Here is a 25,050-nt window from a genome sequence, read left to right as displayed (position 1 = left end):
AATCGTTGTTAGGCGTTCAGGCCTGCGAGGGAATCCTTGGCTGCGGCGGCGACTGCCTCCGCGGTGATGCCGAACTCCTGGAAAAGGCGCTTGTAGTCGGCTGAAGCGCCGTAGTGCTCGAGGCTGACGGAACGGCCTGCGTCGCCGACGAATTCCTTCCAGCCGAGTGAGAGGCCGGCCTCGACGGAGACGCGGGCCTTGACCGCGGCGGGCAGCACCGATTCGCGGTAGGCGGCGTCCTGCTTGTTGAACCACTCGACGCACGGCATCGAGACGACGCGGGCGGCGACGCTTTCGGCCTGCAGGGCTTCGCGTGCCTGGACGGCCAGCTGGACCTCGGACCCGGTGGCGATCAGGATGACGTCGGCGGGGACGGTGGCGCCGTCCTTGGCTGCTTCGGCCAGGACGTAACCGCCCTTGGCGACGCCGGACGCGGCACCGAACGTGTCGCCGTCGGCTGCTCCTTCGCCGCGCTCCCAGGTGGGGATGTTCTGGCGGGTCAGGACGATGCCGGCAGGGTTGCTGTGGTTCTCCAGCATGGTCTTCCAGGCCACGGCAACCTCATTGGGATCGCCGGGACGGACTACGTCCAGGCCTACGATGGCGCGCAGCGTGGCGAGCTGCTCCACCGGCTGGTGGGTGGGGCCGTCCTCGCCCAGGCCGATGGAGTCGTGCGTCCAGACGTAGAGCGACGGAACGCCCATCAGGGCACCCAGGCGGATGGCGGGACGCTGGTAGTCGCTGAAGATCAGGAACGTGCCGGAGAACGCACGGGTGTTGCCGTGCAGGCTGATGCCGTTGACAATCGACGCGGCCGCGTGTTCGCGGATGCCGAAGTGCAGCACGCGGCCGTAGGGGTTGCCCTTCCATGCGTCAGTCTGCTTGGAAGCCGGGACGAACGACGGCGAACCCTCGATGGTGGTGTTGTTCGACTCGGCGAGGTCGGCGGAGCCGCCCCAGAGTTCGGGCATGACCGGGCCCAGCGCATTCAGGACCTTGCCGGAAGCGGCGCGGGTGGAGACGTCCTTGCCGGCCGGGAAGACCGGAAGAGCGGCGTCGATGTCCGCGGGAAGTTCGCGGGCCTCGATGCGCTGCAGCAGGGCTGAACCTTCGGGGTTGGCGGCCTGCCAGGCGTTGAAGGACTCTTCCCATTCCTTGCGGGCTTCCGCGCCACGGTCAACCACGGAGCGGGCGTGGGCCAGGACTTCCTGGTCCACGTCGAAGGACTTGGCGGGGTCGAAGCCCAGGACTTCCTTCAGGGCTGCAACTTCCTCGGCGCCCAGGGCGGAACCGTGGATCTTGCCCGTGTTCTGCTTCTTGGGAGCCGGGTAGCCGATGATGGTGCGCAGCGAAATGATGGAGGGCTTGGAGGTCTCGGACTTGGCGGCGCGCAGGGCGGAGTACAGCTCCTGGACGTCTTCCTTGTATTCGCCGGTCTTGGTCCAGTCCACCCGCTGGATGTGCCAGCCGTAGGCTTCGTAGCGCTTCAGGACATCCTCGGTGAAGGCGATGTCCGTATCGTCCTCGATGGAGATGTGGTTCTCGTCGTAGATGACCACGAGGTTGCCGAGTTCCTGGTGGCCGGCCAGCGAGGAAGCCTCGGACGTGACGCCCTCCTGCAGGTCGCCGTCGGATGCGATGACCCAGATGGTGTGGTCGAAGGGGCTGGTGCCCGGTGCGGCATCGGCGTCGAACAGGCCGCGCTGGCGGCGCTGGGAGTACGCGAAGCCAACCGAGGACGCCAGGCCCTGCCCCAGGGGACCGGTGGTGATCTCCACGCCGGCGGTGTGCTTGTACTCGGGGTGGCCGGGGGTCAGTGAACCCCAGGTCCGCAGGGCTTCCAGGTCCTTGAGTTCCAGGCCGTAGCCGGAGAGGAACAGCTGGATGTACAGGGTCAGCGAGGTGTGGCCGGGGGACAGGACGAACCGGTCACGGCCCAGCCACTGCGGATCCCGCGGATCGTGGCGCATGAGCTTCTGGAACAGCAGGTACGCGGCCGGTGCCAGGCTCATCGCCGTACCGGGGTGTCCGTTGCCCACCTTCTCCACAGCATCTGCGGCCAGGACGCGGATGGTATCCACGGCACGCTCATCCAGGCTGGTCCAGGACAGTTCTTGCTCTTCCAAATGTGGCACGAAAACCGGGCCCCTCTCTTTGCTGACGGCGCACGGCACACCCGGTCCGGTTATAGGCACGAAATGGGGCGCCCGTTGCGGTGTGTACCAGTCGCCGTCGAATGTTGGTCTCTCGTCCAGCCGCGAGGCATGTGGGAATGCGTTTTCCACCGCATTCCTGCCGCGTGCTGATCTGGTGACAGCTTAGCTCCATTCCAATCTTCGGGAGGCTGAAATCTCACGTTTTGGACGCAATTTCCCCTTTTATGAATAAGGCTGAAGTGAGGATGAGTTAATCTGCTCGAATCGGGCTGCGAGCGATCAAGTGCGCATATCAGCCGGGCTTTGGGCGGGTGGCGGCGCGGTATGATATTCGGAGGCCAATGCCGGGCGCCGGACCTTTTCAACCGCCCGCAGCTGCAATGCCAGATACAACTGCCACACAGAACGGGTGACTGCCACCGTGAGCACAACAGATACGCCGCTGAACGCTTCCCGGGCCTCCGGCCCAGGGTTTGCCCGTAAGGCCAAGGCGTATCTCGCCCTCACCAAACCGCGCGTCATTGAACTGCTGCTGGTCAGTACGCTGCCCACCATGATTTATGCAGAGCGGGGTTTCCCGTCCATCGGCCTGATCCTGGCCACACTGGTAGGTGGTGCGTTCGCCGCGGGCAGCGCCGGCGCGTTCAACTGCTACATCGACCGCGACATCGACAAACTGATGGCCCGTACCGAAAACCGGCCCCTGGTCACCGGGGAAGTCACCCCCCGCGAAGCGCTGGTTTTTTCGTGGCTGCTGGGCGCTGCGGCCATCGCCATCCTGTGGTTTGGCGCCAACCCGCTGTCGGCCTGGCTCGGGCTTGGAGCCATCTTCTTCTACGTCGTGATCTACACGATTATCCTGAAGCGGCGCACGGCCCAGAACATTGTCTGGGGCGGGGCAGCCGGCTGTTTCCCGGTGCTGATTGCCTGGGCCGCCGTCACCAACTCGGTGGAATGGCCGGCCATCATCCTCTTCATGGTGATCTTCCTCTGGACGCCGCCGCACTACTGGCCGCTGTCCATGCGTTACGGCGAGGACTACCGCAACGCCAAGGTGCCCATGCTTGGAGCCATTGCCGGCGCCAAGGTGGTGTCCGTGCAGGTGGTCCTGTACGCCTGGGCCATGGTGGCCTGTTCGCTGCTGATGGTCCCGGCCGGCGGCGCCGGGTGGGTTTACACGGTCACTGCCGTGCTGGCCGGTGCCTGGTTCCTCTATGAGTCGCACGCCCTCTACAACCGCGCCCAGCGTGAGGACATCCCGGACAAGCGGGCCATGAAGGTCTTCCACGGCTCCATCAGCTACCTCACCCTGCTGTTCATTGCCCTGGCCGTGGATCCCTTCATCGGACCTGCTGTCATCGGCGGCTAGACGCGCCCGATGTGCCGACGAACGGCCCGGACTTTCGAGTCCAGGCCGTTCGCCTTTTAAGCGCCGCTGCGAGCCGTGGCATCCCGGTCGTAGACGCAGGAACATGGGGTGACTAGTTTTGTCATATCCGTCACTTTAAGTGTCACCCGGCGTGACAACCTGCATACGGTGGACTGGATCTTTCCCGCGAAGCAAAGGAAATCCCATGACGCCCGGCCCAGCCACAACAACAGCCTCCAACCACAGTCCGCCCGGAGGGCAGCGCGGCCGAGCCAACCGCTTCCGGCCTTTCCTGTCGAACCTGGGTGCGGACGTGCCCGCCTCCCTGGTCGTGTTCCTCGTGGCGCTGCCACTGTCCCTCGGGATCGCCGCTGCCTCCGGTGCGCCGATCATGGCCGGACTCATCGCCGCAGCCGTCGGCGGCATCGTCGCCGGCAGCCTGGGCGGCGCTCCGCTGCAGGTCAGTGGGCCGGCCGCCGGCCTGACAGTAATTGTTGCCGGCCTGGTCCAGGAATTCGGCTGGCAGGCCACCTGTGCCATCACCGCCGCTGCCGGCGTCGTACAACTCCTGCTCGGCGTGAGCCGGGTGGGGAGGGCTGCACTGGCGGTCTCGCCAGTGGTGGTCAAGGCGATGCTCGCCGGCATCGGCGTGACCATCATGGTCCAGCAGATCCATGTGCTGCTCGGCTCCGGCCCGGCAGGCTCCGCCATCGAAAACCTCGCCAACCTCCCGGCGGCCATCACCAACGTCGAGATCCATGCGGCTCTGCTGGGGCTCACCGTGGTGATCATCCTGGTGGCCTGGAAGCACCTGCCCGCCGCCGTACGGAAAATCCCCGGCCCGCTGGCCGCTGTTGCTGCCGTCACCGCGTTGTCGGTGCCGCTGGCGCCGGGCGTTGAACGGATCTCCTTCTCGGGCTCGATGCTGGACGCTGTGGCCTTGCCGGCACTGCCCGAAGGAAACTGGCGGGCCATAGCCTTCGCTGTCCTCTCGATGGCGCTCATCGCCAGTATCGAATCGCTCCTGTCGGCTGTCGCCGTGGACAAGATGCACTCCGGCCCGCGGACCAACCTCAACAAGGAGCTGATGGGCCAGGGAACGGCCAACATTCTCTCCGGTGCCCTGGGCGGGCTTCCGGTCACGGGCGTCATTGTCCGCAGCGCCACCAACGTGGAAGCAGGTGCCAAGTCACGGACCTCGGCCATCCTTCACGGCGTGTGGATCCTCATCTTCTCGGCACTCTTCGCCGGCATGATCCAGCTCATCCCGCTCTCGGTGCTGGCAGGTCTGCTCCTGGTCATCGGGGCCAAGCTGATCAAGGTTGCCGACATCCGAACCAGCCGGCGCACCGGTGACCTGCTGATCTACGTCGTGACCCTCTTCTGCGTCGTCTTCCTCAACCTGCTGGAGGGCGTGCTCATCGGCCTGGCACTTGCCGCGGCCAGCGTGCTGTGGCGCGTCCTGCGCGCGGCCATCCGCGTACACGAGCCGGTCGCGCCGTCGTCGGCCTGGCGGATCACCATCGCCGGATCGTGCAGCTTCTTCGCCCTGCCGCGCCTGAACCGCGTACTGCACTCGGTGCCCGCAGGGAACGCGGTGGTGGTTGAACTCAACGCCGATTACGTGGACCACGCCTTCCGTGAATCCCTGGTGGCCTGGCGCGACCAGTACCTGGCCGCCGGCGGCTTCGTCGAACTTGAGGAACACGGAAACACGCTGTTCCAGGACGCCGAGCACAGGGCACCGCAGCGGCAGGACGCCCGCGAGCTTCCCCTGCCGCCGCGCAACTCCCGGACCGCGGACGGCGCTGATGACTGTGACCGGCGCGGCAGTGAACGGTTGCCGGCAGTCCTGGCGGGAATCAGCAAGTACCACCGGCGCTTCGCTGACCAGGTCCGTCCCCTGGTGGAGGACCTCGCGGAGCAGCAGCATCCGGATACGCTCTTCGTGGCGTGCGTCGATTCGAGGGTCAACCCCAACCTCATCACCAGCAGCGGCCCGGGCGACCTCCTGACGCTCCGCAACATCGGTAATGTGGTGTGCCATGACGGCCAGGACGCCTCCATTGACTCGGCGTTGTCGTTCGCGGTCAAGGGCCTCGAGGTGAACACCATTGTGGTGTGCGGGCACTCGAACTGCGGTGCCATGAAGGCTGTCATCGCCGACGCCGAAGGCGCCGGGAACCCGGGACTGGGTAGCGGGTTCGACGCCTGGCTGGAGCATGCCCGTCCCAGCTACCTTGAACTGCTGGCGGACCACCCCGTGGCGCGGGCCGCTGCGGAAACGGGCTACTGCCGCCTCGACCAGCTGGGCATGGTCAATGTGGCAGTCCAGCTCAGCAAGCTCGACAACCACCCGGTGGTTGGTCCCGCCATTGCCGCCGGGGAAGTACAGGCCACCGGGCTTTTCTACGACATCGCCACGGCCCGCGTGGTCCTGGTGACGCCGCACGGCATCGAGGCCCTGGATCCAGCCCAAGCCCTGGTACAGGCCACGGGCGCGGCAGCCGGCTGAGCGCTGACGTCAAGGCATTTTAAAACGCGAGGGCGCCCCGGTCCGGAACCGGGGCGCCCTCGCGTTTAAGGTGTTACTCCACCGGGCTGGACCTGGCGACGTCCCAGGCATTCGTGGCCGTAGCCATCAGCAGCGCGGCTCCCAGCATGTGGGCGCCCACCAGCAGGGCCGGAATGCCGTTGTAATACTGGGTGAAACCGATAACCGCCTGCAGGACCGTGACCCCGAGCAGGCCGAACACTGCAGTCCGGAAGGGACCGGCAATGCGGCGCGTCAGCACCAGGACAAGCGCCACCAGGGAACCCGCTGTCACCAGGTAGGCCGGAACGGCGTGGATGTGCGAGAAAAGATCCCAGTCCAGGCCGTTCCGCGGTGCATCCGCGTCACCGGCGTGCGGTCCTGCTCCGGTGACCACCACGCCCAGCATCACGGCCAGGGCGGAGAAAAGCGCGACGGCGGACGTCACCGGACGCAGTGTCCCCGGCAGTGCGCGCAGGGAGACCGTCATGTATCGCCCGGTGCGGCCGTAGGCCCTGTTGACCAGCAGGGTGGCGAAGACCACCAGGGCCATGGACACCAGGAAGTGCAGGCCCACCACCCACGGGTTGAGGCCTGTGAGGACGGTGATCCCGCCAATGACGGCCTGGGCGGGGATGCTGGCCAGGAGGCCGAGCGCCAGCAGGAAAAGGTCCCGGCGTTCCTTGCGGAGGTTCCACAAATACACCAGCATGAGGGCCGCCACGGCGGCGAGGGCGAACGTCAGGAGCCGGTTGCCGAACTCGATGAAGCCGTGGATGCCCATTTCCGCCGTGTTGACCAGCGAGGTGTCGGTGCAGCGCGGCCAGGTGGGGCAGCCCAGGCCCGACGCCGTCAGCCGCACGGCGCCACCGGTCACCACCAGCAGCGTCTGCCCGATCAGGGAGGCCACGGCCAGGCGGCGCACTCTGGCGTCGACTGTGCGGGGAAGCCGCGATGCCAGGCGGCCGGCGAACTGGGGGAGGCGCGAAGCCGTGCTCACGAATATCTCAATTCCACTTGAACCAACGGATGGCTGCTGCCCCGGCAATCGCCGTCCAGAGCACCAGGATGAGGGCGGCCCCGCCGTTCAGGGCGCCATGAAGGAAAGCATCGCGAAGGGATTCACCCAACGCGCCGGATGGCAGGAAATGCACAATGGATTGTGCCAGTGCAGGAAGTCTGTCAGCCGGAATCACGATTCCTCCCATGGCACCCAGCAGGATCCACAGCAGGTTGGTGATGGCCAGCGTTGCCTCCGGGCGGACGGTACCGGCAACCAGCAGGCCCAGTGACGTGAACGCCGCCGCACCCAGGACCAGCAGGACAAGGCCGGGCAGCCAGCCCGCAGCAACGGGCTGCCAGCCCAAGGCAAACGCCACTGCCGATACCACCACGATCTGCAGGCACAGCACCACCAGCACCGAGAGGACTTTGCCCGCAATCAGGCCGCCGCGGCCAAGAGGGGTGGTGGAGAGGAAACGGAGCACGCCGTAGCGGCGGTCGAAGCCTGTTGCGATGCCCTGGCCGGTGAAGGCCGTGGACATGGCGCACAGGGCCAGGATGCCCGGAACGGCCACGTTGACGCGGCTCGGACCCAGGCCGTCAAGGAAGGGCGTGACGGTGAGGCCAACCAGGGCAAGCAGCGGCAGCACCACGGCGAGGATCAGCTGTTCACCGTTCCGCAGCATGGTGAGGGCTTCATATTTGCCCTGCAGGAGCACGCGCCGAAGCAGGGAGGCAGGGTGCTGGCGGCCACCGGCTACTTCCGCCAGGCCGTTCCCGGGAGCGCTGCCCGCGGCAGTACCGGTCCCGTTCATCGAATGTCCTTTCCAGAGATGTCCAGGAAGACGTCTTCAAGGCTACGCGCCTGCAGGCTCATGGCGGCGGGCATGATGCCCTTCGCTTCCCACCAGGCAGCCAGTGCCGCGAGGTGTCCCGGAGTGAGTGCACCGGTCACGGAATAGCTGCCCGCGCGGGTCTCGGCGACGGCGATGGAGGCTGGGAGTACAGCGGAAACGTCCAGGCCGGGCTGCGCTTCGAACACCAGCGTCCGGACGTGGTCCGCCCCGCTGTCAACGGCCGGTTCGCGCTGCAGGAGCTGCTGCACTGTTCCTTCGGCGACGTTGCGGCCGCCGTCGATGATGTAAACGTAGTCGGCCAGGCGCTGCGCATCGTCCATCAGGTGGGTAGTGAGGATGATGCCCATTCCGCTGCTGCGAAGCTCGGAGATGAGGTCGAAGACGAGGGCGCGGGACTGCGGGTCCAGCCCGGCGCTCGGTTCGTCGAGGAAGAGGACTTCGGGCCTGCCCACCAGGGCCGCCGCGAGGGCAAGCCGCTGCTTTTGTCCGCCGGACAGCCTCCGCACGCCGGTGCGGCTGAAGGTATCGATGCCCAGCCTCTCCACCAGGTCCTCCACGGGCCAGGGGTTCGCGTACAGGCCGGCGATGTGCCGCAGCAGCGGCACAGGCTTGGCCGACGGCGGGAGGCCGCCATCCTGGAGCATCACGCCGACACGGGAGCGCAGGGCTGCCCCGGCAGAGGCAGGATCTTCGCCGAGGAGGCTGATGGTTCCGCCACTGCGCCGCTGGAGGCCCTGCGCGCATTCGAGCGTGGTGGTCTTTCCGGCGCCGTTGGGTCCCAGCAGGGCCGTCACCTCGCCACGCCCGGCGATCAGCGAGACATCGCTGACCACCCTCAGCATCTTTCCGTCCAGGCTGGCCAGCGGGCCGACGTCCTTAACGAGTCCACTGATGGACAGGACGGGGGATTGGGGGGATCGCACCCCAGTATTCTACGGGATGTAGTACTTGCCGGTCCCCGCCGTGGTGCCGGGGGAAGGTCAGCCTGCCCTTACTGGAGCCCGGGACTAAATTACGACATGATTGTGTTGTGTATTCCGTGAGCAATGCTACTGCTGTGCCTATCGCCGGGCACGGGGCCGCGCAGGCCCAGGAAGGGCGCACCCAAACGGTGCCCGGTCCCGTGGCTGACGCCGATGAGCGCACCCGCGACCGCGTCCTCTCGGCTGTCCTGGAACACGGACCGGTCAGCGCTGCCGAGCTTGGCGACATGCTGCGATTCACTCCGGCGGCAGTCCGCCGGCACCTTGACCATTTATCCCGTGCCGGAATCATCGAAGTCAAGAGGGTGGCCAGGGCCGGAGCGGGCGCCGGGCGCCCCGCACGCCGTTACGTCCTCAGTTCCGAAGGCCAGTCGAGCCTGGGCAACGACTACCTGGACATTGCCGCGCTGGCGCTCCAGCAGCTCCAGAAAGCGGCCGGACCGGACGCCGTCCGTGCCTTCGCCGAAGAGCGCTTCGCTGACATGGAGCGGCGCTACGCCCCCGAAATCGACAAGGCAGGTCCGGACATCGCTGACCGGGCCAGGGCTCTTGCCGAGGCACTCAGCCGGGACAACTTCGTTGCGTCCGCAGCCTCCATCGAAGCCAAGGCGCCACTGCCGGCCGCGCTCTCCAGCGTCCAGCTGTGCCAGGGCCACTGCCCCATCCAGCAACTCGCCGCCCGCTTCCCGGTGTTCTGCGACGTGGAAACCGAAGTGTTTTCACGGCTGGTGGGCGTCGACGTGCGCCGCCTGTCCACACTGGCCCGCGGCGGGCACGTCTGCACCACCCACATTCCCACAGGCAGGCTGTCTGCGCCCGGGCCCACAAGGCCTTCCGCAGCCCCCGCCAGCCTGAACGAAGTAACAAACCATCAGCAAGAAAGGCCGTGATGACGGACCAACTATCAGAGAAAGCAGTAGCCGAAAACACTGTGATCTCGGAGATTCTGGAAAAGAATCCCGAGCTGCACGGCATCGGCAACTACGAGTACGGCTGGGCCGACAAGAACGATGTCGGCGCCAACGCACGCCGTGGACTCGACGAAGAGGTAGTCCGCGACATCTCGGCTAAGAAGAGCGAGCCCGAGTGGATGCTGGACCTTCGCCTCAAGGGGCTGAAGTACTTCGACCGCAAGCCCATGCCCACCTGGGGTGCAGACCTCTCGGGCATCGACTTCGACAACATCAAGTACTTTGTGCGCTCCACGGAGAAGCAGGCCACCAGCTGGGAGGAACTGCCCGAGGACATCAAGAACACGTACGACAAGCTCGGCATCCCCGAAGCTGAAAAGCAGCGCCTGGTTTCTGGCGTCGCTGCCCAGTACGAGTCCGAGGTTGTCTATCACCAGCTGCGTGAGGACCTTGAGAAGCAGGGCGTCATCTTCCTGGATACCGACACGGCGCTGAAGGAACACCCGGAAATCTTCCAGGAGTACTTCGGCACCATCATCCCGGTGGGCGACAACAAGTTCGCCTCGCTCAACACGGCAGTCTGGTCCGGCGGTTCCTTCGTCTACGTCCCCAAGGGCGTTCACGTGGACATCCCGCTGCAGGCCTACTTCCGCATCAACACCGAGAACATGGGCCAGTTCGAACGGACCCTGATCATCGCCGACGAGGACTCCTACGTCCACTACATCGAAGGCTGCACGGCGCCGATCTACACCTCGGATTCCCTGCACTCAGCCGTTGTGGAAATCGTGGTCAAGAAGGGCGCCCGCGTCCGCTACACCACCATCCAGAACTGGTCCAACAACGTGTACAACCTGGTGACCAAGCGTGCCGTCTGCGAAGCCGGCGGCACCATGGAATGGGTGGATGGCAACATCGGCTCCAAGGTGACCATGAAGTACCCGGCCGTGTACCTGGTGGGTGAGCACGCCAAGGGTGAAACCCTGTCCATCGCGTTCGCCGGTGAAGGCCAGCACCAGGACACCGGCTCGAAGATGGTCCACATCGCGCCCAACACCAAGAGCTCCATCATCTCCAAGTCGGTAGCCCGCGGCGGCGGCCGTGCAGCTTACCGCGGCCTGGTCCAGGTCCGCGAAGGCGCCAAGCACTCCGCCAACACCGTGCGCTGTGACGCCCTGCTGGTGGACACCATTTCGCGGTCCGACACCTACCCCTACATCGACATCCGCGAGGACGATGTACAGCTGGGACACGAGGCAACTGTTTCGCGCGTCAGCGAGGAGCAGCTGTTCTACCTCATGTCCCGCGGCATGCCCGAGGACGAGGCCATGGCCATGATCGTGCGCGGCTTCATCGAGCCGATCGCCCGTGAGCTCCCCATGGAATACGCCCTCGAGCTCAACCGCCTCATCGAACTCCAGATGGAAGGATCCGTCGGTTAATGACTGCCGAAGCTACTACCGAAAAGGCCCGCATCGGCGCGCCGTCAATCGCCGGTTTCACTGAGGAAGGCGAACACCTGGTCGCCTCCAAGGTGGACCGCCACCACAGCCACGGAACGCAGGTCATGGCCTCCCGCGCGGAGCGCATCACCAGCCACGACGTCGCTGACTTCGCCCTGCCCAACGGCCGCGAAGAGGAATGGCGTTTCACCCCGGTCCGCGAGCTGGCCAACCTGCTCTCGGACACGCCTTCGGACGCCGGCGCTCTCGGCGTCACCGTCGAAGGCCCGGACTCCTTCGTCCAGGGTGCCCTCCGCGCCGGCGAGGCCCCCCGCGGTGCCACACTGGTCCCCGCAGACCGTGCCGCCGTCGTCGCTTCCGCGAATGTGGAGGAGGCCCAGCTGATCCGTATTCCCGCGGACGCCGAACTGGACCAGCCCATCCGCGTGGTCATGACCGGCAACGGCGCAGGCCGCCGCACCAACACGCACCACGTCATCGAGGCCGGCGCGAACAGCCGCGCTGTGGTGATCCTGGAGCACGACGGCTCCGCCGACCACAACGGCAACGTGGAGGTCTTCGTCCGCGAAGGCGCCAAGCTGACCGTGGTCTCCGTTCAGCTCTGGGAAGACGACGCGCGCCACCTGGCCCAGCACGACGCCGAGGTTTCCAAGGACGCCGTGTACAAGCACATCGCGGTGACCCTTGGCGGCAAGATCGTCCGGCTGAACTCCAACGTCCGGTTCGCCGGCGAGGGCGCCGATGCCGAACTCCTCGGCCTCTACTTCGCCGACGCCGGACAGCACCTGGAGCACCGTTCGTTCGTTGACCACAACCTGGCCAACTGCAAGTCGAACGTCCTCTACAAGGGCGCGCTGCAGGGCAAGGGCGCGCACACCGTCTGGGTGGGCGACGTCCTCATCCAGAAGCAGGCCGAAGGCACCGACTCCTACGAGAAGAACCAGAACCTGGTCTTGACCGACGGCTGCCGCGCGGACTCCGTGCCCAACCTCGAAATCGAGACCGGCCTGATCGAGGGTGCCGGCCACGCCAGCTCCACCGGCCGTTTCGACGACGAGCACCTGTTCTACCTGATGGCCCGCGGCATCCCTGAGGATGTTGCCCGCCGCCTGGTGGTCCGCGGCTTCCTCAACGAGATCATCCAGCAGATCAAGGTCCCGGCACTCGAAGAGCGCCTGACCGAGGCTGTGGAACGCGAACTCGCGGCAACGGAAAACTAGACGACAGGCAGGCAGGAACGCATGAGTGGTAAGCCCAAGGGCGAGCTGGTGTGCAGCGCCAACGACATCAAGGTCAAGCAGGCGCTGCGCATCCTGATCGACGACTACCCGGTGGCCGTGGTCAGGGATTCGATGGGTGACATCCACGCCATCGGCGACACCTGCTCCCACGCTGACATTTCGCTGTCCGAAGGCGACGTGGAAGGCTGCGCGATCGAATGCTGGGGCCACGGTTCCCAGTTCGACCTGCGCAGCGGCCAGCCACTCCAGCTTCCCGCCTACGATCCCGTTCCGGTGTTCGCCATAGAACTCGACGGCGACGACGTCTACGTGGATGTCACCAACGTTTTGAACGGCGCGGCAGTAAACAACTACTGAGCGCCCCGCAGCACAGACTTACGAACGAACAGAAAGAAGAGCATGTCAACTCTTGAGATCAAGGACCTGCACGTCAGCATTGAGACGGAACAGGGCACCAAGGAGATCCTGAAGGGCGTCAGCCTCACCATCCGCACGGGTGAAACCCACGCCATCATGGGCCCCAACGGATCCGGCAAGTCCACCCTGGCCTCCACCATCGCAGGCCACCCCCGCTACACGGTCACCAGCGGTTCCATCACCCTGGACGGCGAAGACGTCCTGGAGATGAGCGTTGACGCCCGTGCCCGCGCCGGAGTCTTCCTGGCCATGCAGTACCCGGTGGAGGTTCCCGGCGTAACCATGACCAACTTCCTGCGCACCGCGAAGACCGCGATCGACGGCGAAGCGCCTAAGCTGCGTACCTGGACCAAGGACGTCAAGGACGCCATGGGCAAGCTGCGCATCGACGCCGACTTCGCCGAGCGCAACGTCAACGAGGGCTTCTCCGGCGGCGAGAAGAAGCGCGTGGAGATCCTGCAGCTCGAACTCTTCAAGCCGAAGTTCGCAGTGCTGGACGAGACCGACTCCGGCCTGGACGTCGACGCGCTCAAGATTGTTTCCGAAGGCGTCAACCGCGCACACGCCGAGGGCAACATGGGCACGCTGCTCATCACCCACTACACCCGCATCCTGCGCTACATCAAGCCTGACTTCGTCCACGTCTTCGTTGACGGCCAGGTTGTCGAAGAAGGCGGCCCGGAACTGGCTGACCGCCTTGAAGAAGAGGGTTACGACCGCTACGCCAAGGGTGCCGGCACGGCCGCAGCTCCCGCAGCAGCACAGGCCTAGTTAGGACTTGCGATGACCGAAATCGTGCCGGGCCGCACGGCCCTGGAAGACGTCGAGGAAGCCCTCAAGGACGTCATCGATCCTGAGCTTGGCGTCAACGTGGTGGACCTTGGGCTGCTGTACGGCCTGAAGTACTCCGATGACGACGGTGCGCTCCTGATCGACATGACGCTCACCACGGCGGCCTGCCCCCTCACCGATGTCCTCGAGGAACAGGTGGGCAAAGCCCTGGAAAGCGTTGTGGATGACTGGCGCCTGAACTGGGTCTGGATGCCGCCATGGGGTCCCGAGCGGATCACCGACGACGGTAAGGACCAGATGCGGGCCCTCGGCTTCAACATCTGAAAACCTGAAGTACGACGACGGCCTGTCACCTTCTCCACGAAGGTGACAGGCCGTTGAACTTTTAAGGGTGCGCCGGGGCTAAAGCGTGGGGGCGCTGAACGTGTCGCACTGCTTGATGTCGCCGGACTCGTAGCCGCGGGCAAACCAGCGCTGGCGTTCCTCGCTGGAGCCATGCGTCCAGCCCTCAGGGGAAACGCGTCCGGTGGCGGCCTTCTGGATACGGTCGTCGCCCACGGAGGCAGCGGCGGAGAGGGCATCGTTGACGTCCTGCTGCTTCAACGGCTCCAGGTACGGCTGGCCGGTATCCGGGTTCGGCGTGGTGGAGGCGTACTTGGCCCACAGCCCTGCATAGCAGTCAGCCTGCAGCTCCGTGCGGACGGACCCGGATTCCGGGCCCTGCGGATCCTGCTGGGCGCGGCCCAGGTCACCGAGGACATTCTGAATGTGGTGGCCGAACTCATGGGCCACCACGTACTCCTGCGCGAGCGGACCGCCGGAGGAACCGAACCGGTCCACCAGCTCCTGGAAGAACCCCGGGTCGAAGTAGGCAGTGGTGTCCGTGGGGCAATAGAACGGGCCCACCTCGGACGTCGCTGCGCCGCACCCGGTGTTGGTGCCGCCCGTGAAGATCACGGCCTCCGGCCGCGGGTACTGGACGTTGTACTGCTGCAGGTAGCCGGGCCAGAACGCGTTCAGGCTGTTGACCGTGCCGGTGATCCGGCAGTCAAGCCGGGCGTCGGCATCGGCGCCGGTGCTGCAGGCAGGAGCGCTGCCCTGGGTTTGGGGTTCCGCTGTGCCGCCGCCGGCCAGGCCTTCCAGGAGCTGCGGGTTTACTCCAAGCAGCGCAGCGATGAGCAGGATAAGTCCGCCACCGATACCGCCGCCAACTTTTACGCCGCGGCCCATTCCCCGCCGGTCCTGGACCTGGGACGGATCCAGCTGCACATTGTCATTGAAACTCATATCGTCACAATACCCGCGGATCGGCCACCCAATCAGGGCCGCCGGTAAAGTTGATCCGATGCCTTTCCTTGACCGAATCCAGCGCTGGGCCACTGAGCGTCCGCACGGCACAGCCGTGGCCATCGCCGGCCGGCGGCTGTCCTGGGCCGAGCTGCGGGGCCGGGCGGCCGCCTTGGTTCCGGAAACGAAATCGGTGACCACGCTGTGTGAAGCCAATTCCATCGATTTCGCGGCGAAGTTTGCCGCGGCCGTGGCCGGCGGACGCCAGTGCGCCGTCCTGGATCCTGCCTGGCCCGCCCAGCTGCAGGAGGATATTGTCCGGCGGGTCCAGTCGTCAGCAGAACCGGCAGCGGTGGCTACGGACGACCCCCTGGCCGAGGGCCCGCCCGGCTCAACGTTCCTGATCGGCCTCACGTCGGGTACCACCTCCGTGCCGAAAGCGTTCACCCGGTCCCGGCGTTCGTGGCAGGAGTCCTTTGAGGCGTCCATCGAATTCTTCGGCCTCCGCCAGGACGATGTGACCCTGGCTCCCGGCCCGCTGGCCGCCAGCCTGAACCTCTACGCCCTGGCCGAGTGCCTCTACGCCGGATCCGAATTCCAGACCCTGGAGCATTTCGACGTTGGCGACGTCCACGCAGCCATCACCCATGACCGGGTGACCCGCCTGGTGCTGGTGCCCACCATGCTGCGGATGCTGAGCGAACGCGGGCTGACCGGATGCGTGGACGCATCCGGGATCCGGACCATCATCTGCGCCGGCTCCAAGCTTGATGCCAGGACCCTGGAAGCGGCCCGCCGCTGGGCTCCCAACGCCACCATCTACGAGTACTACGGCGCTTCGGAACTGAGCTTCGTCTCAGGCGCCGGCCTCTCAGCCAACCAGCCACCCGCCGTCGGAAGCACCTGCATAGGCCGGCCGTTTCCCGGCGCTGAGGTGCGCATCCTGGATGACGCCGGGCAACCGGTACCGGACGGGGAGTATGGGAATATCTGTGTGCGCAGCGGCATGGTCAGCAACGGCTACCTGTGGGGCGACGACGGCGAAGCCCTGCGGTCCTTCGGCGACTGGCACACCGTGGGAGACCAGGGCTACCTGGGCCCGGACGGGCTGCATATCCTGGGCCGCCGGGCAGACATGATCCTCACCTCGGGCCGGAACGTCTACCCGCACGAGGTGGAGCTGGCTCTCTGCGCGGTGCCTGGCGTTTCCGCGGCCATCGCCGCCGGAATGCCCGACGACCTGCGCGGGCAGAAGGTGGTGGCCGGCGTCGTCCCTTCCCATGGGGGCATCACCGCAACGCAGCTCCGGTCAGCCCTGGAGGACATCCTGGCCAGGGACAAGCGTCCGCTGCAGTACTACGTTCTCGCCGAGCTTCCCGTCACGGACCGCGGCAAGGTCAGCCGCAACCTGCTGCTGGAGTGGATCGCCCACAGGGATCCACGGGTGGAGAGCCTTGGCAGCTGACCTTCTTCCGGCAGACCGCCAGCCCGTGATCATCGCGGCCCGCCGGACCCCTGTGTGCCGCACCAACGGCGCCCTGCGGACCGTCCGCGCCCACGAACTCCTGGCCCCGGTGCTCAGCGGCCTGCTCCAGGAAACTGCTGCGGCACCCGGCGCCGTGACCGACGTCGTCATCGGCAACGCGGTGGGCGGAGGCGGAAATGTGGCCCGGCTGGCCCTCCTGGAAGCCGGTTTGCCCGTCAGTGTTCCGGGCATCACCGTCGACCGCCAGTGCGGGTCCGGCCTGGACGCGATCGCTCTCGCCGCGCAGCTGGTGGCCGCCGGCGGGAACCCGCTCTATCTCGCGGGGGGAGTGGAAAGTACCAGCACCGCTCCTTTGCGCGCACACAGGAATTCCGACGGCGGCCCGGAGTTCTACGCCCGCGCCCAGTTCGTGCCGGCCAGTTTTGGCGACCCGGACATGGGCGTCGCGGCGGAGACGGTGGCCCGGCGCTATGGCATTGCCCGGGACCGGCAGGACGCCTTTGCCCTCAGCAGCCACCGGAAGGCGCTGGAAGCGATGGTGGAAGGCCGCTATGACCAGGAGATTGTTCCGCTCGCCGCGGCCGGCGGGACGGTAACGGCTGATGACGGCCCGAGGCGCGGGCTTACCCCTGCAGTCATGGGGCGGTTCCCGGCCGCGTTCGTGGCCGGGGGATCTGTCACCGCGGGAAACTCCTGCTTCGACGCTGACGCCGCATCCGCCGTCGTCATGACCTCCCTGCAGCGGGCCCGCGACCTGGGTGCCGAAGACGGGCTCCTGGTGCTGGGCACCTGCACCGCCGGGGTGGCGCCGGACGTGCTGGGCGTGGGTGCCGCCGAGGCAGCACGGAAACTGCTGTCCATCCACGGTGTGGATGCAGCCGGGCTGGACCTGGTGGAATTCAACGAGGCGTTCGCCTCCCAGACACTTGCCTGCTTTGACGAACTGGGCATCGATCCTGCCCGCGCCAATCTTGACGGCGGGGCGCTGGCCCTGGGGCACGCTTACGGTGCCTCCGGCTCCGTCCTGGTAACCAGGCTGCTCGCCCAGGCGCGCCGGACGGGAACTCCCGGGAGCCTGGGGCTGGCCATGATCAGCAGCGCCGGCGGCATGGGAACGGCGGCCCTGCTGCGCTACGGGCGCCTGGACTGACCCGCAGCCCGCTCATTCCCCGGGCCCGCGGTCCTCGGCGTCCCCAAGCCCCCTGGCGGCGAGCGCTTCGCCGGTCTGGCGGGCATAGGCCACGGAGGTGATGAAAACCGGCAGGACCAATGCCCGCGGGGTCCGCTCCAGCCCGCGTGCCCTTGCGGAATCCCTGACGTCGGCGAAGGTGCCGGCGATGTAGGGGATGCTGCGCAGCATGACTCCGATGGTGAGCGCGAACCGCTCGGGATCGGCTCCGAACCGCTGGAATGGAGTGGCGGCCGCAACCACGCCGTCCAGGAGCCGCTGCACTGGGGTGGTGGCGGTCAGCAGGGACGCGGCAACCACGCAGACCAGGATGTTCAGGACAATCCTGCCCGCTGTGGGCGCACCGAGCTGCCACCACTGGAAGAGCCCGATCACCAGGAGCACCGGAAGCAGGGGGCGGACCGCGCGCCACAGCCGCTTCGGCCCGGCTCCGGTCAGGAGGAACAGCCCGCACAGGGCAGCCAGCACCGCCAGGGATACGCGCCAGTCGACAATCAGGAACGATGCCAGCCCGCAGGCGAACACCAGGAGGAACTTCAGGGCCAGGGGTGTCCGGTGGATAAAGGAGTTTCCCGGCACATAGTTGGCCAGCAGGAAACCGTGGCCCCTCATGGCGCGGCCGGGTTGCGGTCCGGGTCAGCGGGGTGCCGCATCCCGTCCAGGCACAGGGCACGGTAGAACGCGACGGCGTCTGCCGGGGCGCCGTCGTAGGCCACCGTCCCGTCCTCCACTACCAGGACCCGGTCCATGTCCAGGGCGAGCTCGAGGTCGTGGGTGGACATGATGACCTGCTGTTCCAGTCCCGCAAGGGTGTGGCGCAGCAGTTCCCGGTTCCTGAGATCCAGGAGCGTGGACGGTTCATCGAGGACCAGCACCGCCGGCTCCACCGCCAGGACCGCCGCGAGCGCCATCAGCTGGCGTTCCCCGCCGGAGAGTTCGTAGATGCTTTGGTCTGCCAGGGGCAGCAGGCCAAGGCGGTGAAGGGCGGCTTCGGCCATGGCCTGGCGTTCGCGGCCGTTCCGGACAGAGCGGCGCAGCGACAACTCAACATCCTCGCGGCCGGTGGGCATGACCAGCTGGGACAGCGGGTCGGTGAAGACGAAACCGACGCTCCGGCGGACTTTCCGGACCGCGCGGACTGTGTCGTCGCCGTCGACCGCTACTGTGCCTGCCGTGGGCTGGACGAGCCCGTTCACCAGGCGCAGCAGCGTGGACTTTCCGGATCCATTGGCACCGATGACGCCCACTCGGCGTTCGGCCAGACGGAGGTTCACGCTGTCAAGGAGGACCTTGGGCGCAGGGGAGTGGTCCGTCTCCACGGCGACTGTTACCTGGTCAAAGGTGACGACGGGCATTGGCGTACGTCCTAGGCCTTGGCCGGCTGGACAGGCTGGTTGCTGCGGCGGGCGCGGCGGACCAGGACGTCCGGGAAAGCGCGGTGCAGGGCAACGGCGATGCCTGCGGCGAGGATGTTCTTGATGATGTCCCCGGGGTAGAAGACGAGGTCGCTGAGGAAGGCCTGGCCGAGGGTGGCCTTCGTGTTAAGGGCGATGCCCGCGACGCCCAGGGTGTGGACGGTGAGGATGCTGGTGACCGTGGCGGCGAGGAAAAACCACAGCGCGCGGGCCTTGGTGGTGCGGCGGATCACGACGGTTGCCAGCCAGCCGACAAATGCGGCAGCGATGGGGAACGCGATGATGTAGCCCGCAGACGGGCCGGCGAGGATGCCCAGGCCGCTGCGGCCCTGGCTGAAGATGGGCAGTCCGGCAAGGCCCAGGAGGGTGTAGAGGCCGACGGCGGCGAAGCCCCTACCCGGTCCGAGCACCAGGCCGGTGAGCATCACGGCGAGGGTCTGAAAGGTGATGGGCACGCCGAAGCCGTTGACGGCCAGGCCGGGTACGAGCGCGGCGCCGGCTACCAGTGCAGCGAAGACGCCTATCAGGCCCAGGTCTGTGGCGTTCCAGCGGCGGCGTTTTGAGGAAAGGCTGGAGGTGACGGCGGTGTCGGTGTTGCTCATTGAAGTCCTGTCGGGGTTGTACAAGCGGAATCTAATGTACTGCCGACGTTACTGGGACGGAACAGGGCCCATTTTGTAGGGGATCTACTAAAGGGTTGGCACGGAGATTGGGGGCAGGGCACAACTGCGGGCAGAACCGCCTGATGAGCTGGTTTGACGGGGGAGGGAAGGACGGCACGCGGACGTGCCTGCCCTCCCTCCGGTGCCCACCTAGTTCAGCGCCGGAGTATCAGCGGGAATGACGCCGGCCCCGTACAGGTCCGTGGCAAGGTCCCGCAACGCCCGAAGGGCTACGCGCTGGGTGAAGGGGCCGTACGACACCCGCGCCACGCCCAGTTCCTGGAGTTGGGCTGCCGGGAGCGCCCCGGGTGCTCCAATGATGGACAGCTTTCCACGGCCGAGGCCCTCGACGAGGGGTTCGATGACTTCCCGGGTCAGGGCGCCCGGGACAAAGACCAGTGCCGCACCGGCGTCGAGGAAGGCACGGCCCCGGGCGATGGCATCCTCAATGCTGTCCTTGACCGGCCGGTCCCCGGCGCGGACCAGCGCGTCGGTTCGGGCATTGAGCTGGAAGGGCACCCCTTCGGCAGCGGCTGCGGCCACTATCGCCTGCACCCGGGAAACGGCTTCATCAAAGGGCCGCAGCCTGTCTTCGACGTTGGCCCCGGCCACGCCGATCCCGATGGCCCGCCGGATGGTCTCGGCCGGGTCCTCGTAGCCGTCGTCGAGGTCTGCAGTGACAGGCAGGTCCACGGCGTCGACGATTCGCCTGACGCCCGCCAGGGCAACGTCCAAGGGCATGGTTCCATCCGCATAACCCAGCGCGGCTGCGATCGAATGCCCTGCGGTGGCGATCGCCTTGGTCTCCGGGAGGCCAGCGACGGTTGCCGCGCTGATGGCATCCCACACGTTGACCACCTGGAGGATTTCCGGTGCTTCGTGGAGGGCCTTCAGCTGCTGTGCACGCTCTGCCGTGGTCGTTTCAGTCATCCGTGTTTCTTCCTCATCCATAGGGTTGGCACTAACTGTCATTGCACTTCCTACCTACACACATGCAGCAGCCTCAAGGCAAGGCAATGTCACGCAGGGTTGGAACTCGCCGGCCGGCACTTACGAGAGGTTTGCGGTGGCGTAGGTGGTCTTGTCCGCGTAGTTGTAGACCACTACGCTCCTGACCGGCGATGGCATGGCGGACCACATCCGGGCGTCGATGTCGATGCGCTGTTGCGGGCTGCCATTAAGTGGTCCCAGTTCGATCAGGGTGGAAGAGGAAAGGCCGGGTTGGCCGGTGCTGTCCGGAGCCAGGATCCCCGGGCTGAGCATGAGCCGGAGGTCGTCGCCAGCCCCGGTGGTGAAGCCGTCCAGCTGCAGGACTGTGCCCGAGTCAGCAACACGGATCGTGGCCGTTCCCCGGGTATCGGCGGCCTGCGATTGGAACTGCCCCTGCAGTGTGCGGGGCACAACTGAAGGGGCCGGAGCCGGCGGCTGGGGCAACCCCGGTGACGGCGGTCGCTCAGCTGACTCCACCGACTCCGTCGGCACAGGCTCTGTGTAGGTACAGCCCGCAAGGCAGCCGGCAACGGCCAGCGCGATAAACACGCGTTTATACATTTTCATCATTCCCCCCAAGAATTCGTTCATACTACCTTCATCAAAGGGGGCAACAATGGCGGGGCAAATTGACGAGTGGCCGTGGAACCGCGCATGGCCATGGTTGCTGCTGACCGCTCCCGTGGTGCTGTTTACGGGATGGCTGTGGATACCGATCGGAAGCTGCGCTGGCTACACCGACGATTACCGAGGGGATACGTCATGCTATGTGGGGCCGGCGGCCGGTTACGCAGCCACCTGGGTGATGACCGGCCTCGCCCTGGTGCTGGTGCTGTGCTTCGGCGCCGGGCTGCTCAGGGCACTGGTCCGCCGCGGGCGCAGGGGATTGCCCTAGGCTGGCAAGGCCGTCCGTGGCAGCTGCATGTTTGGGGGAAATAGTGGAAATTGTCGTGTTCGTAGTGCTGTCGATTGTCTTCTTTTATGTTCTTTACGGGGTTATCAAGGCAGCGGTGAGGGACGGAATCCTCGCCGCCGACCGGGTCCGGAATTCGGGCAACGTCGGGGGAACCGGAGCGCCGGACGTAGCCGAACAGCGTGAGCCCTTGGCTTAACCGCCCGCAGCGGCTGCGGCGATTCGGAAGAATAGCGTCATGGAATTCAACCGGCTCCTGCAGATCCGGCGCATCTTCGCTCAGCCGGAGGCGCTGGAATTGCCCCGCGGCCGCGAGATCGTGGAACGCTGGCCGGACGCCGACGTCGTACCTGTCGAGAACCACTGGAACATCCCGGAGCTGCACGGCGACGAAACCAACGTGCCGCGGTGGTCCCGGATCAAGACCGAGGCGTTGGTCCTCGGAGTGAAGAAGTCCTTGACCGTGAAGCCCAACGGGCGCTCGGCTGACCTTATCGCCCCCTCCACGGCGAACGGGTGCGCCATGGCATGCGCCTATTGCTACGTCCCCCGCCACAAGGGCTACAGCAACCCGGTCACCGTCTTTGCCAACATCAACCAGATCGCCGCGGCACTCGAACGGCACGCCACCCGGCAGGGCATCAAGCTGGAACCCAACCAGTGCGACCCCGAACTCTGGGTCTACGACATCGGCGAAAACAGTGACTGCTCCGTGGATGCGCTAATCAGTGACAACGTGGAGGACCTGGTGGGGCTCTTCCGGGAACTGCCCACCGCCAAGCTGTCATTCGCCACCAAGTACGTCAACAGGGACATCCTCAACTGGGACCACGGCGGCCACACCCGGATCCGGTTCTCGCTGATGCCCGCGCACCTGGCGAAGTCCATTGATGTCCGGACGTCCCCAGTGGCCGAACGCATTGCCGCCATCAACGACTTCGTCGACGCCGGGTACGAGGTACACGTCAATTTCTCCCCGGTGGTGGTCACGGAGACCTGGCTCGATGACTGGCGCGAATTGCTTCAACAGCTCGATGCCGCCCTGACACCTGCAGCCAAAGCGCAGCTTGCCGCGGAAGTGATCTTCCTGACCCACAATGAGGGGCTCCACAAGGTCAACCTCGGATGGCACCCGCAGGCGGAGAAGGTCCTCTGGCGTCCGGACCTGCAGGAGGCCAAGACCTCCTCCAACGGCTTCAGCAACGTCCGTTACCGCAGCGGAACCAAGGGCCGCTACGTACGGCAGCTGACGGCGCTGATCGAGGAGATCACCCCCTACTGCCGGGTCCGCTACGCCTTCTGATACCCCGGTCCGAACCGGAAGGTCCGGTTTCCTTGGCATGGACGGTAGACTTGTCAAGGCCGTTCTCCGGCCACTCTGCCTCCAGCCCCCGCCATATCCTGTTGGGGCTGCGGCGTTCCCCGTTGTGAAAGGCCTTACCTTCTGTGATTACTGTCCAGGATCTTGAACTCCGCGCCGGTGCCCGGCTCCTGATGGATCAGGTGAGCTTCCGCATCGATAAGGGCGACAAGATCGGCCTGGTGGGACGCAACGGAGCCGGCAAGACCACGCTCACACGTGTCCTGGCAGGCGAAGGGCTTCCCGCTGCCGGCAAGGTGACCCGCAGCGGCGAGATCGGCTACCTGCCGCAGGACCCGCGCACCCCGGACATGGAGCAGCTGGCGAGGGACCGGATCCTCTCCGCCCGCGGCCTGGACATCGTCGTCGGAAAACTCCGCAAGGCGCATGACGAGATGGCCAGCGAGGACGCTGCCGTGCAGCAGAAGGCCATGAACCGCTACGACCGGCTCGAATCCGAGTTCCTGGCGGCGGGCGGCTACGCCGCGGAGGCGGAAGCAGCATCCATCTGCTCGAACCTGGCACTGCCTGACCGCCTGCTGAACCAGCCGCTCAAGACACTTTCCGGTGGCCAGCGCCGCCGCGTGGAACTGGCCCGGATCCTCTATTCTGATGCCGAGACCATGCTCCTCGATGAGCCCACCAACCACCTCGACGCCGACTCCATCGCCTGGCTTCGCGACTTCCTGAAGAACCACCAGGGAGGGCTCATCGTCATCAGCCACGACACCGAGCTCCTTGAAGCCACGGTCAACAAGGTGTTCCTGCTGGACGCCAACCGGGCCCAGATCGACTTTTACAACATGGACTGGAAGCGCTACCTGACCCAGCGCGAAACCGATGAGCGCGCCCGCAAGCGCGAACGCGCCAATGCCGAGAAGAAGGCCCAGGTCCTCTTCGACCAGGCCAACAAGATGCGGGCGAAGGCCACCAAGGCCGTGGCTGCCCAGAACATGGCCAAGCGCGCCGAGCGGCTCCTCAGCGGCCTCGAAGCCGTCCGCGAGAACGACCGCGTGGCCGCACTCCGCTTCCCGGATCCGTCGCCGTGCGGCAAGACCCCGCTCACCGCAGACGGGCTCAGCAAGTCCTATGGCTCCCTGGAGATCTTCACGGACGTGGACCTCGCCATCGACCGCGGTTCCAAGGTGGTCATCCTCGGCCTCAACGGTGCCGGCAAAACCACCCTGCTGCGCATGCTCGCCGGCGTAGACCAGCCGGACACCGGTGAAATCGTTCCGGGGCACGGGCTCAAGGTGGGCTACTACGCCCAGGAACACGAGACCCTTGACGTTAACCGCACCGTCCTTGAGAACATGCGCTCGTCCGCACCCGACATGAAGGACGCCGAGGTGCGCGGCATCCTGGGTTCATTCCTGTTCTCCGGTGACGACGTCGACAAACCTGCCGGCGTCCTGTCCGGTGGTGAGAAGACCCGCCTGGCACTGGCCACCATCGTGGCGTCCAGCGCCAACGTCCTGCTCCTCGACGAACCCACCAACAACCTGGACCCTGCCAGCCGCGCGGAAATCCTCGGCGCGCTCCGGAACTACACCGGCGCCGTCGTCCTCGTCAGCCACGATGAAGGCGCCGTTGAGGCGCTGAACCCCGAACGCGTCGTGCTGCTGCCCGACGGCGTCGAGGACCACTGGAACGAGGACTACCTGGACCTCATCACGCTGGCCTAGTCGTATGACGCTCGCCTTCGCTGCGCGGCGCGCCCGATTTGCCGCGTGCTGGCTCCTTCGTCGCCTTTGACGCACGCTACACAAATCAGCCGCGTCGCTTTGCTTTTGCCATAGTCGCGTTGGTGCCTTGGTCAGCGGACGGGCATTTCCTCGGCGCCCGTGATCCTGTGCAGGTCCGCTTTGGTAGCCACATGCGGCCGTTCATACTTCTTGTTCCCGGTCCTGCTCACGGCAGGTCGGTCTGCACTGCCTCAAGACGCTCGCGGGGGCGCGACGCACGAGCGGAGCGGCGTAGGTGATTTATGTAGCGTGCGTCAAAGGCGAGGAACGAGCCAGCAC

At 66.1% G+C, this 25,050-nt stretch carries 24 protein-coding genes; 14 read left to right on the top strand and 10 right to left on the bottom strand.

Going from position 1 to position 25,050, the window contains the following annotated elements:
• Positions 1-8: 8 nt before the first annotated feature.
• Positions 9-2,126, bottom strand: coding sequence for a transketolase (gene tkt, locus AC1DBN_RS01800; protein ID WP_091720116.1), 2,118 nt, complete (start codon positions 2,124-2,126; stop codon positions 9-11).
• A 439-nt stretch (positions 2,127-2,565) separates the two neighbouring features.
• On the opposite strand from tkt, the gene AC1DBN_RS01795 reads away from it, so the two are divergent.
• Positions 2,566-3,525: a heme o synthase gene (locus AC1DBN_RS01795; protein ID WP_056078992.1), complete on the top strand. Its 960-nt coding sequence runs from the start codon at positions 2,566-2,568 to the stop codon at positions 3,523-3,525.
• A gap of 205 nt (positions 3,526-3,730) precedes the next feature.
• Entirely contained in the window at positions 3,731-6,040 is a 2,310-nt protein-coding gene (locus tag AC1DBN_RS01790; protein ID WP_477722486.1) for a SulP family inorganic anion transporter, read from the top strand.
• Positions 6,041-6,113: 73 nt separating this feature from the next.
• Here the strand turns inward: AC1DBN_RS01790 and AC1DBN_RS01785 are convergent, their stop codons facing one another.
• The 3 genes from AC1DBN_RS01785 to AC1DBN_RS01775 are packed head-to-tail and all read right to left on the bottom strand — an operon-like array spanning position 6,114 to position 8,840.
• Positions 6,114-7,058: a COX15/CtaA family protein gene (locus AC1DBN_RS01785; RefSeq protein WP_091720121.1), complete on the bottom strand. Its 945-nt coding sequence runs from the start codon at positions 7,056-7,058 to the stop codon at positions 6,114-6,116.
• Between the two features lie 7 nt (positions 7,059-7,065).
• Positions 7,066-7,875, bottom strand: a complete 810-nt coding sequence (locus AC1DBN_RS01780; protein ID WP_231994269.1) for an ABC transporter permease — start codon at positions 7,873-7,875, stop codon at positions 7,066-7,068.
• Positions 7,872-8,840, bottom strand: a complete 969-nt coding sequence (locus AC1DBN_RS01775) for an ABC transporter ATP-binding protein (protein WP_091720123.1) — start codon at positions 8,838-8,840, stop codon at positions 7,872-7,874. The genes AC1DBN_RS01780 and AC1DBN_RS01775 overlap by 4 nt, the downstream gene beginning before the upstream one ends.
• Before the next feature lie 107 nt (positions 8,841-8,947).
• Here AC1DBN_RS01775 and AC1DBN_RS01770 point away from each other — a divergent pair, with 107 nt between their 5' ends.
• From AC1DBN_RS01770 to AC1DBN_RS01745, 6 genes are read left to right on the top strand one after another with little or no spacing between them, the layout of a single operon-like run.
• Complete coding sequence (locus AC1DBN_RS01770) at positions 8,948-9,790, top strand: helix-turn-helix transcriptional regulator (RefSeq protein WP_477722485.1); 843 nt, start codon at positions 8,948-8,950, stop codon at positions 9,788-9,790.
• Positions 9,790-11,253 carry a Fe-S cluster assembly protein SufB gene (gene sufB / locus AC1DBN_RS01765; protein ID WP_015937041.1) on the top strand — a complete coding sequence of 488 codons (1,464 nt, stop codon included), beginning with the start codon at positions 9,790-9,792 and terminating at the stop codon, positions 11,251-11,253. Before AC1DBN_RS01770 ends, sufB begins: the two co-directional genes overlap by 1 nt.
• Positions 11,253-12,494 carry a Fe-S cluster assembly protein SufD gene (sufD, locus tag AC1DBN_RS01760; protein ID WP_091720126.1) on the top strand — a complete coding sequence of 414 codons (1,242 nt, stop codon included), beginning with the start codon at positions 11,253-11,255 and terminating at the stop codon, positions 12,492-12,494. Before sufB ends, sufD begins: the two co-directional genes overlap by 1 nt.
• A gap of 21 nt (positions 12,495-12,515) precedes the next feature.
• A complete protein-coding gene (locus tag AC1DBN_RS01755; RefSeq protein ID WP_015937043.1) occupies positions 12,516-12,872 on the top strand; it encodes a non-heme iron oxygenase ferredoxin subunit in 357 nt (118 codons plus the stop codon).
• Between the two features lie 42 nt (positions 12,873-12,914).
• On the top strand, positions 12,915-13,703 hold the full coding sequence (sufC, locus tag AC1DBN_RS01750; protein WP_015937044.1) for a Fe-S cluster assembly ATPase SufC: 789 nt from the start codon (positions 12,915-12,917) through the stop codon (positions 13,701-13,703).
• A gap of 12 nt (positions 13,704-13,715) precedes the next feature.
• On the top strand, positions 13,716-14,048 hold the full coding sequence (locus tag AC1DBN_RS01745) for a metal-sulfur cluster assembly factor (protein ID WP_091720128.1): 333 nt from the start codon (positions 13,716-13,718) through the stop codon (positions 14,046-14,048).
• A 78-nt stretch (positions 14,049-14,126) separates the two neighbouring features.
• Here AC1DBN_RS01745 and ypfJ read toward each other — a convergent pair whose 3' ends face one another.
• Positions 14,127-15,011 carry a KPN_02809 family neutral zinc metallopeptidase gene (gene ypfJ / locus AC1DBN_RS01740; RefSeq protein WP_377203498.1) on the bottom strand — a complete coding sequence of 295 codons (885 nt, stop codon included), beginning with the start codon at positions 15,009-15,011 and terminating at the stop codon, positions 14,127-14,129.
• 58 nt (positions 15,012-15,069) lie between these two features.
• On the opposite strand from ypfJ, the gene AC1DBN_RS01735 reads away from it, so the two are divergent.
• A complete protein-coding gene (locus AC1DBN_RS01735; RefSeq protein ID WP_477722484.1) occupies positions 15,070-16,476 on the top strand; it encodes a class I adenylate-forming enzyme family protein in 1,407 nt (468 codons plus the stop codon).
• The gene (locus tag AC1DBN_RS01730; RefSeq protein ID WP_477722483.1) at positions 16,466-17,647 is read left to right on the top strand and encodes a thiolase family protein; all 1,182 of its coding nucleotides are present in this window, start codon (positions 16,466-16,468) and stop codon (positions 17,645-17,647) included. Before AC1DBN_RS01735 ends, AC1DBN_RS01730 begins: the two co-directional genes overlap by 11 nt.
• A gap of 12 nt (positions 17,648-17,659) precedes the next feature.
• On the opposite strand, the gene AC1DBN_RS01725 is transcribed toward AC1DBN_RS01730, so the two are convergent.
• The 5 genes from AC1DBN_RS01725 to AC1DBN_RS01705 all read right to left on the bottom strand — a co-directional run bounded on the left by AC1DBN_RS01725 (position 17,660) and on the right by AC1DBN_RS01705 (position 21,164).
• Positions 17,660-18,298, bottom strand: a complete 639-nt coding sequence (locus tag AC1DBN_RS01725) for an energy-coupling factor transporter transmembrane component T family protein (RefSeq protein ID WP_477722482.1) — start codon at positions 18,296-18,298, stop codon at positions 17,660-17,662.
• Positions 18,295-19,041, bottom strand: coding sequence for an energy-coupling factor ABC transporter ATP-binding protein (locus AC1DBN_RS01720; protein ID WP_477722481.1), 747 nt, complete (start codon positions 19,039-19,041; stop codon positions 18,295-18,297). The genes AC1DBN_RS01725 and AC1DBN_RS01720 overlap by 4 nt, the downstream gene beginning before the upstream one ends.
• Positions 19,042-19,052: 11 nt before the next feature.
• The gene (locus tag AC1DBN_RS01715; RefSeq protein WP_477722480.1) at positions 19,053-19,703 is read right to left on the bottom strand and encodes a biotin transporter BioY; all 651 of its coding nucleotides are present in this window, start codon (positions 19,701-19,703) and stop codon (positions 19,053-19,055) included.
• Between the two features lie 210 nt (positions 19,704-19,913).
• Entirely contained in the window at positions 19,914-20,693 is a 780-nt protein-coding gene (locus AC1DBN_RS01710) for an isocitrate lyase/PEP mutase family protein (protein WP_477722479.1), read from the bottom strand.
• A 120-nt stretch (positions 20,694-20,813) separates the two neighbouring features.
• The gene (locus AC1DBN_RS01705) at positions 20,814-21,164 is read right to left on the bottom strand and encodes a DM13 domain-containing protein (RefSeq protein WP_477722478.1); all 351 of its coding nucleotides are present in this window, start codon (positions 21,162-21,164) and stop codon (positions 20,814-20,816) included.
• A 205-nt stretch (positions 21,165-21,369) separates the two neighbouring features.
• Between AC1DBN_RS01705 and AC1DBN_RS01700 the strand changes: the two genes are divergently transcribed.
• The 4 genes from AC1DBN_RS01700 (at position 21,370) to AC1DBN_RS01685 (ending at position 24,711) form a co-directional block, all read left to right on the top strand.
• Complete coding sequence (locus AC1DBN_RS01700) at positions 21,370-21,648, top strand: hypothetical protein (protein WP_091720146.1); 279 nt, start codon at positions 21,370-21,372, stop codon at positions 21,646-21,648.
• Between the two features lie 43 nt (positions 21,649-21,691).
• Complete coding sequence (locus tag AC1DBN_RS01695; protein WP_172829874.1) at positions 21,692-21,865, top strand: hypothetical protein; 174 nt, start codon at positions 21,692-21,694, stop codon at positions 21,863-21,865.
• 39 nt (positions 21,866-21,904) lie between these two features.
• Entirely contained in the window at positions 21,905-22,969 is a 1,065-nt protein-coding gene (locus AC1DBN_RS01690) for a spore photoproduct lyase family protein (RefSeq protein WP_477722477.1), read from the top strand.
• 143 nt (positions 22,970-23,112) lie between these two features.
• The gene (locus AC1DBN_RS01685; RefSeq protein WP_015937054.1) at positions 23,113-24,711 is read left to right on the top strand and encodes an ABC-F family ATP-binding cassette domain-containing protein; all 1,599 of its coding nucleotides are present in this window, start codon (positions 23,113-23,115) and stop codon (positions 24,709-24,711) included.
• Positions 24,712-25,050: the final 339 nt, after the last annotated feature.

The organism is Pseudarthrobacter sp. 10T415, assembly GCF_056394175.1.
The sequence above is the reverse complement of the archived record's forward strand: the minus strand, read 5'-3'. Positions and strand labels throughout refer to the sequence as shown.